General features: G+C 53.9%; 1 protein-coding gene. It reads right to left on the bottom strand.

The window, feature by feature from the left end:
• A partial coding sequence (locus tag AC1RVX_RS29910; RefSeq protein ID WP_493220230.1) for a tetratricopeptide repeat protein occupies positions 1 to 3,670 on the bottom strand: 3,670 nt, incomplete at its 3' end.
• Between the last annotated feature and the right edge of the window lie 353 nt (positions 3,671 to 4,023).

Here is a 4,023-nt window from a genome sequence, read left to right as displayed (position 1 = left end):
CTTTGAGCAAGGCTGCTTCTTCTGGACTGACATTGCTTGGCTGTACGGCCTTGCCGGTTTTGCGGCTACCAGTGCTGCCTGTGTCAGTGGCTGCATTTGCCGTATATGCACTGCCGCTGGCATAGCCTGAAGTACTGGCACCGCCAGCACTGCTGACTGCGCTAGCTGAATTTACTGCATATTGCTGCGGCACCGGGACCGGGGCTGCCGGGTAGCTTGCTTTTGGCGGAACATACGGTGTGCTTGCCGGTGCTACCGGTGCAGATGCTGTCAGTGGTGTACGGGTTACGGTTGCTGGCGGTATCTGATACACAGTGGCCGCGCCTGTATTACCGCTGGTGTTTCCCTGAATAATGGCGATCGAAGGATTAACAGTAGCGGCCTGTTGCGGCGTCAGTGTCGACACAGCAGGGGCAGAAGCAACATTCGCTGGCAATTGCGGAATGCTGGCCATTTGCTGCGGTACGGGTACAGGTGCAGCAGCAACACCTGCACCAGCAGGCCGGTTTGCTGCAGTAGTCACATTGGCAGGCAATTGGGGAATCACATACTGAGGCTGGGCCTGTTGTACATACTGCGGCTGTGTGACGTACTGCGGTTGCGCATATTGTGGCTGCACATACTGCGCCTGTGCCGGTGGTGCATATTGCGGCTGCGTGTATTGAGGCTGTGCATACTGTGGTTGAACATATTGCGGCTGCACATACTGTGCCTGTGCTGGTGGTGCATATTGCGGCGCAGCCTGTTGCATGGGTACACCTACCGGCGCAAAAATCGCACTCTTGGAATTTGGTACCACAGCCTGCTGTGGTGCATAGGCTTGCGCAACCGGTGTAGCCGCATTGCGGTCAGCAAAAGGATTAACTCTGAAATCGTTGATGCTGGCTGCCGGTATTTGTGCTTGCGTCTGTCCCACCAGACGTATGCCATTTGCCCCCTGCCCCGCTGTTGGGTGCTGGGCCTGTTCCATGGCCAATGCCTGCCTGAAAAATTCCAGTGCCTTGTTATTATTACCTTGTGCCCTGGCGACATTGCCTGCCAGTGAAATGATGCGCGGATTATCCGGCTGCAGGCGCATCAGGGTAGTCAAATGCTCTTCTGCGCTTGAAAAATCCTTGTTCTGTATGGCGGCGTAAACCAGTGCCTGCAAGACTTCAGGGTTTTCTGGTTCTGATTGCAGAACGCGGACATACAATTCCTTGGCCGCATCGGTGTCGCCTGCCGACGAATAAATGCGGGCCAGACTCAGCAATAACAAACTGTCATCCGGGTCGGCCAGCAGCATGGGCTGGATATAGTTGAAGGAGGTGGCGAAGTCGCCTGCTTCACGCGCCCGTTCGGAATAGCGCATAGCCAAGATGCGTTGCAGATCTTTGTAATCGCCTACTTCTTCTGCTGTCAGGCGTGGCATGTCGGCGACTTTACGCATGACTGCCAACACTTCAGCTTCCTGATTGGCGCGTAGCAAGGCCATGCCATATTGCAGCAACAATCCGGCAGAAGGATTAGGTGCAGTTTCCACCGCCCGCTTGATCAACGCCAGGCCATGGGCAGGGTCGCCAACCTTCATGTGGAAAGCGGCGACGATGCCGATAAATTCTGCATCGTTACCCGCCGTGCTTTCTATCACGCCCAGCAATTCACGGGCACGGGCAACATCGCCGCGATTGGTAAAGACGTTCAGGCGGTCAACCTGTACCCGTATCCACATGCGTTTTTGCAACTCGACCATTTCAGGCTTGCGGGCAGGTACGGGGACACGTTCCAGTGTCATCAAACCTTCCCACCACAATTGCTGCATGGCGCTTAACATGGCGCTGGCGAACAATGCTTCTGCCTGTGGGTTTTCTACATTGGCCATGGCATCCATCAGGGCACGCGCTGCGCCAGGTGCATTTTGACGCAGGTAGATTTTTGCCAGCGCCATGCGCAGCCAGGGGTTGTCAGGGGTGATGAGGATGGCATCTTCCAGGGTAGCCTGGGCGGTGGCAATATCACCCGCCGCTTCGGCTGCCTTGGCTTTGTCCCATAACTGGGTAGCTTTTAATTCTGACAGCACCGTCATTTGCCGTGGCGACATGTAGGGGCTTAGTTCTTCCAGGTCCTTGATGCGCTTTTGCAAGGCCAGCAAACCGATCAGGCTATCAAGTGCGCCCTGATTTTTGGGGTCTTGTTTTAACACCTGGCGGAAATTGGCTTCGGCACCAGTGGCGTCGTTCTCTGCCAGCAAGGCATCGCCCAGTTGCAAGATGCCGACTGTTTCTTTGGGGTCCATTTCCACTGCTTTGCGCAGCAGGGCAATACCTTTGGCACTGTCGCTGTCTTCAAAAGCAGTACGTGCATCACCGATCAAGCCCCAGTAATTGGCGCGGTCCGACGCCTGCTTCCATTGGTCTTTGCGATTGGCGGGTAACAGTTCTACCGCTTTGTGCAACAGCGTGCGCGATTCGGAAAATTCATCCTGACGCATCCTGACCAAGCCCAGGCCGCCATAACCGGACGAATCTTTGGGATGCGATTTGATCAATGCCTGGAAAGCGGCTTCTGCCGTCTTGAGATCATTTTCATCGAGTGACTTGAAGGCTGCATTGCGGGCTTTATCCAGCGAATCGCCAGTGCCTGCTTTGGCTTCGGCTTTAGTTTCAGCTTTCGATTTTGCTTCGGCCCTGGCAGCCGCTTTTGTTTCAGCTTTCGCTTCAGACTTCGTTTCAGATTTAGAGGCTAGTCGGGATTCAGCCTTCGGCTCGTCCTTGCCTTCCGCTTTTGAAGCTGCTTCGATTTTCTGTTTGCTTTCTGCAGCGGCCTTGACTGCCGTGTTGTGCTTGGCCTCTGCCATCACTTTGGCCGGATTGACTTTTTCTTCCTGCGCAGCGGTGGCAACCGGGCGGTTTAAATTGGCCAGCCGGTCTTTGATGACCTGGTCATCTGGAAACTTGTCGAGGTAACGGCGAAAATGTTTGACGTTTTCATTTTTGACACCCATCCAGATCAGGGCCTGACGCCATGATTCTGCGGCCGGTTTGGCGACATCACCCCTGCTGGTCAATTGTTCCAGCGCAGCAATACCTTCAAGGCGGGTGGGTTCACGATACGTCAATACCTGGGCATAGGCCAGGGCATAACGGGCATTGCCGGGGTTCTCATTCTTGATTTTTTCCAGGCCGCGTTTGGCATCCGGATAACCGGCCTTGGTGCCTGCCAGTACCTGATAATATTCAAACGCTGCATCACCCTTGAGCTTGGAAGGGTCGCCCATGATCTTATACGCTTCCACCGCACTGTCAACATCGCCCTGCTGGGCCAGCTTGCGGGCGTTTTCCAGTTGCCTTGCCCCGCCACTGCTGCCACGGCGCAAGGCGTCTTCAGCCGCACGCAACTGGCTGGTGCTGGTCTGTGCGCCTTTTAGTTTGCCATAATACGATTTGGCAACGTCAGCATTACCTGCTCTTGCTTCATAAATCACCAATGCCAGCAAGGCTTCGGGATTCGCTGGTTCAATCTTGAGTATTTTGCGCCAGGCATCGGCTGCGTTTTCATCTTTGCCACGCTGCGCCCAGAATTGCGCCTGCTCTTTCAATTGTTGCGTCAAGGGGGAATTCGCGAGCGCAGTCCCGCTTTCCAGATAGACCGTCAAAAGCGCTAATGCCAACGCTTTCTTCTTAAAATTCATTCATTTCCCCTATTGACCGCTTTGCACTGCTTGTTTCGACGTATTGCAAGGTATTGCCATGTCTTAAACACAAAAAGCATACTCCCTGCATTTTGAAGTATGCCGGGGTAAATAGGAAGCGCATCTTAAGAAGCAATTGTTAAAATATAAAAAACCGCCAGGATTCTGACGGTTTTTGTTGATGCAGGTAAATTTACAAGACTTACGATGCCTTAGTTTCTGGAATCTTAGTTTCCGGAATAATAAGGTTTAGGAACCAGCGGCGGGAAGGCGACCGGTGTCTTTCTGGTTTCGAAGCTATAGCGCAGATACACTGCCGCTGCCGCATCGTTGAAGTCTCCCGAGTTGTCTGC

Source organism: Undibacterium sp. GW821-FHT11B02 (genome assembly GCF_058808955.1).
This window is presented reverse-complemented; position numbering and strand designations above follow the sequence as displayed.